This is a genomic window from Streptomyces aureus (assembly GCF_001418135.1).
In the GTDB taxonomy this organism is placed as follows: domain Bacteria; phylum Actinomycetota; class Actinomycetes; order Streptomycetales; family Streptomycetaceae; genus Streptomyces; species Streptomyces aureus_A.
Genome location: NZ_LIPQ01000154.1, coordinates 1 through 3961, shown reverse-complemented (window position 1 = coordinate 3961; position 3961 = coordinate 1). Strand labels below are relative to the sequence as shown.

General features: G+C 73.0%; 5 protein-coding genes. 3 read left to right on the top strand and 2 right to left on the bottom strand.

Annotated elements, in window-relative coordinates; all coding sequences use genetic code 11:
- Nucleotides 1-58: 58 nt before the first annotated feature.
- Nucleotides 59-622, top strand: coding sequence for a flavin reductase family protein (locus tag AOK00_RS14655; protein ID WP_079042009.1), 564 nt, complete (start codon nt 59-61; stop codon nt 620-622).
- 33 nt (nt 623-655) lie between these two features.
- Here the strand turns inward: AOK00_RS14655 and arfB are convergent, their stop codons facing one another.
- Nucleotides 656-1093, bottom strand: coding sequence for an alternative ribosome rescue aminoacyl-tRNA hydrolase ArfB (gene arfB / locus AOK00_RS14650; RefSeq protein WP_063886604.1), 438 nt, complete (start codon nt 1091-1093; stop codon nt 656-658).
- Nucleotides 1094-1208: 115 nt separating this feature from the next.
- On the opposite strand from arfB, the gene AOK00_RS14645 reads away from it, so the two are divergent.
- Together AOK00_RS14645 and AOK00_RS14640 are read left to right on the top strand one after the other, a co-directional pair.
- Nucleotides 1209-1784: a TerD family protein gene (locus AOK00_RS14645; protein WP_017238251.1), complete on the top strand. Its 576-nt coding sequence runs from the start codon at nt 1209-1211 to the stop codon at nt 1782-1784.
- Nucleotides 1785-1848: 64 nt separating this feature from the next.
- A complete protein-coding gene (locus AOK00_RS14640; protein WP_055600748.1) occupies nt 1849-2373 on the top strand; it encodes a GNAT family N-acetyltransferase in 525 nt (174 codons plus the stop codon).
- Between the two features lie 46 nt (nt 2374-2419).
- Here AOK00_RS14640 and AOK00_RS14635 read toward each other — a convergent pair whose 3' ends face one another.
- Nucleotides 2420-3856: a M1 family metallopeptidase gene (locus AOK00_RS14635; protein WP_055600747.1), complete on the bottom strand. Its 1437-nt coding sequence runs from the start codon at nt 3854-3856 to the stop codon at nt 2420-2422.
- Nucleotides 3857-3961 lie beyond the last annotated feature (105 nt).

Genomic DNA, 3961 nt, shown 5'->3' with positions numbered 1-3961 from the left:
CCCGCACGCTAGTCCCGGCCCTCTGGGGGCCGCGTCGGGCCGGGACTAGCGTGCGGGTGTGCTGCAGAAGATCCCCGCCCCGCCCCCCGTGTCCGATCTGGCCATCCCTCATGCTGAGGGGGTGAGCAACGACGACTTCCGGGCCGCGATGTCCCGCCTCGCGGCCGGTGTGGTCCTGGTGACCGCGCACGACCCCGACGACGGACCGCGCGGCGAGGACGTCGGCATGACCGCCACGGCCTTCGTGTCGGTCTCCCTCGACCCGCCCCTGGTCCTGGTCAGCCTGCGCAACGGCTCCCGCATGGACGACCTGCTCACCGACGTACCCGTCTGGGCGGTGTCGATCCTCGGCGAGAACCAGCGGCACATCGCCGGGCGCTTCGCCATGAAGAACCGCGTCAGCGACCGCCTCCTCTTCGCCGACCTGCCGTACGCCCGCGGCGAGGAGAGCGGCGCCCCCCTCATGGGCGGCGCGCTGGCGACCCTGGAGTGCCGCACGGAGAGCCGGGTCGTGGCCGGCGACCACACGCTCGTGGTGGGCCGGGTCCTGACGGTGGACGCGGGAGCGGCGGGCGGCGGCCCGCTGACGTACTACCAGGGGAAGTACCGGAGCCTGTCCTGACCCGTCCTGGGCCCGGGACACCGTGGAGCGGCCTCAGCCCCAGTCGCGGGACTGGCGCGTCCGCTTCGTCTCCGAGCGCTGCTTCTTCTCGCGCAGCCGGCGTTCGTTGATCCCGCGGGGGATCTTCGTCGGACGGCGGGGCTTCGGCGGCGGGGCCGTCGCCTCGGCGAGCAGCGCGGCGAGCCGCACCGCCGCCGTCTCGCGGTTGCGCCACTGGGAGCGGTGCTCCGAGGCGCGGACCGTCACGACGCCGTTCACCAGGCGGCCGGCGAGGCGCTCCAGGGCGCGGGCCTTCCACACCTCCGGCAGCGCGTCGGTGGCCGCGAGGTCGAAGCGCAGCTCGACCTGGGAATCGCTGGTGTTCACATGCTGACCGCCCGGACCCGAGGAACGCGAGAAACGCCACTGGAGCTCGGCCTCGGGGAGCGAGACGGAGCCGCGGATGGGATACGGACCGGACATGCCCACCATGTTCCCCGCAGGGGGCCATCGGAGTCATCCTGTTTTCGCCGGGAGCGCGCCGGGAACCGTCCGGAGGCACCACGCGTTTCTCCAGGCGAAGACACCACGATGAAAGGGACTTTCCATGGCTGTGAGCCTGTCCAAGGGCGGCAACGTCTCTCTGACCAAGGAGGCCCCGGGCCTCGCCGCTGTCACCGTGGGCCTCGGCTGGGACGTCCGCACCACCACCGGCACCGACTTCGACCTCGACGCCTCGGCGATCGGCGTGGACGCCGCCGGCAAGGTCGCCTCCGACGCCCACTTCGTCTTCTTCAACAACAAGTCGACGCCGGACCAGACCATCGTCCACACCGGTGACAACCGCACCGGCGAGGGCGGCGGCGACGACGAGCAGATCAACGTCAACCTCGCGGCCCTCCCGCCGAACGTCGACAAGATCGTCTTCCCGGTCTCCATCTACGACGCGGTCAACCGCTCGCAGAACTTCGGCCAGGTGCGCAACGCCTACATCCGCATCGTGAACCAGGCCGGCGGCGCCGAGCTCGCCCGCTACGACCTCTCCGAGGACGCCGCCGTCGAGACCGCCATGGTCTTCGGCGAGCTGTACCGCAACGGCGCCGAGTGGAAGTTCCGCGCGGTCGGCCAGGGCTATGCCTCGGGCCTGGAGGGCATCGCCCGCGACTTCGGCGTCAACCTCTGACCGACGCCCCGCAGCACCCTTGAGCCCCGGCCGGGTTTCCCCGCCGGGGCTCTACCCTTGCCGCGTGATCGTCGAAGCCCTCGCGCCCAAGGCCCTGGAGGACGGTGCAGCCCTCCCCGGCCCGCTGCTCACCGAACTCACCGCGCTGTACGCCTCGAACGAGGAGTTCCAGCAGCTGAGCGGCGACTTCCCGGACCCGTCCGACATCCGGCCCGAGCAGGTCGCGGCCGCCCTCGCCGACGAACTCGCGCAGCCCACTGCCGAGGTCCTGCTCGCCCGCTCCGAGGGCCGGCTCGTCGCCGTCGCCATCACCCTCGGCCGGCACCCCGACCCGGGGGAGACCGAGCCGTGGCTCGGACTCCTCATGGTCCACGGGGACGAACGGCGCGCGGGCCACGGCCGCCGGCTCGCCGCGCACGTCGAGGACCGCTTCCGCACCGCGGGCCGTACGGGGCTGCGGCTCGCCGTCCTGGAGAACAACCCGGAGGCCCTCGCCTTCTGGACCTCCCTCGGCTACCAGGAGACCGACCGCCGCCCGGACCTCGCCCACGGCCGCGCGTGCGTGGTCATGCGGAAGGCGCTGGCCTGACCCCGGCCGGGAAGAGCGCTCCGGCCGGCGCCGGGCCCGCGGACCGTCAGGGTTTCGCCGGCTTGCCGTCGCCGTACAGCCACACGTCCCACAGCTCGTCCAGATCGCGCCCGGCCACGCTCTCCGCGTAGGTGGTGAAGTCGTCCGTGGAGGCGTTGGCGTGACGGTACTTCGCGGGCCAGCCGCGCAGGATCGCGTCGAAGGTGCGGTCCCCGACCGTCTCGCGGAGCTTGTGCAGGACCATCGCGCCCCGCTGGTACACGGGCGGGTCGAAGAGGTTCTCGGCGGTGGGCGGGGCGGCCGGCGGGAAGGCCCAGTTGGCCTCCTGGGCGAAAGCCCGCTCGAAGTGCGTCCGCGCGGGAACGTGCTCGTACTCCTCCGTGTACAGCCACTCGGCGTAGGTCGCGAAGCCCTCGTTCAGCCACAGGTCCCGCCAGCTCGCGGGCGAGACCGAGTTCCCGAACCACTGGTGGGCCAGCTCGTGGACCAGGGTCGTCCGGTCGAAGGCGGAGGCCGGGAAGACGGGCCGCGTCTGGGTCTCCAGGGCGTACCCGAGCGCCTCGTTGTCGGTGACGATCGCGCCGGCCGTGGAGAAGGGGTACGGGCCGAAACGCCGGGCCTGCCGGGCGATGATCTCGGGGATCTCGTCGCGCAGCGGGGCGGTCGCGTCGGCGATCGGGCGTTCGGCGGCCGTGAGCACGGGGACGGAACCGGGGGCCCCGTCGACCGCCCCGGTCGCCGTCTCGTACCGGCCGATCGCGACCGTCGCGAGATAGCTCGCCATCGGCTCGACCGTGTGCCACTCGGTCGTCACTCGGCCGTCCGCCGCGCTCCGGCGGGCGGTCCTGACGCCGTTGGAGAGCCCTTCGAGCCCGGCCGGGACGGTGAGCCTCAGCTCGTACGCGGCCTTGTCGGAGGGGTGGTGGTTGCCCGGGAACCAGGTCATCGAGCCCGCCGGTTCACCCACCGCCACGGCACCGTCGTCGGTGCGCAGCCAGCCCTCCTGGGAACCGTCCGCGTCCGTGATCGGCTCGGGCACGCCCCCGTACGTGACGGTGGTCCGGAACTCCGCGCCCTCGCGGATCTCCTCGCGCGGCCGGAGCGTCAGCTCGTTCCCGGCCCGGTTGACCGCGGCGGGCGCGTCGTCGACGGACGCCCGGTCGACGGTGAGCCCGGCGAGGTCGAGGTTGAAGGCGCTGAGGTCCTGGGTGGCGCGGGCGGTGATCTCGGCAGTGCCGTCGAGCCGCCCGGTCCCGGGGTCGTACGCGAGGGTGAGGGCGTAGTGGCTGACGTCGTAGCCGCCGTTGCCGAGCTTCGGGAAGTACGGGTCGCGCAGCCCGGCGGCCCCGGGGGTCCCCAGGACCCCTCCGGTGGCCTCCGTACAGCCGCCCGCGAGGAGTGCGAGGGCGGTGAGGGCGGCGGCGAGGCCGCCCGCGGCTGCTCCGGTCCGGTGGTGCCGGTCCGTCCGGTTGCGCTGGGTCACGTATCGATCCTAAGCAGGATCGACAGGGAGAAAGGCGATGGCGCCCGGCGGGGGATCCGGGCGCCGTCGCCGGCTGTGGACCGCTGCCGCGGTTACTTGCCGAGG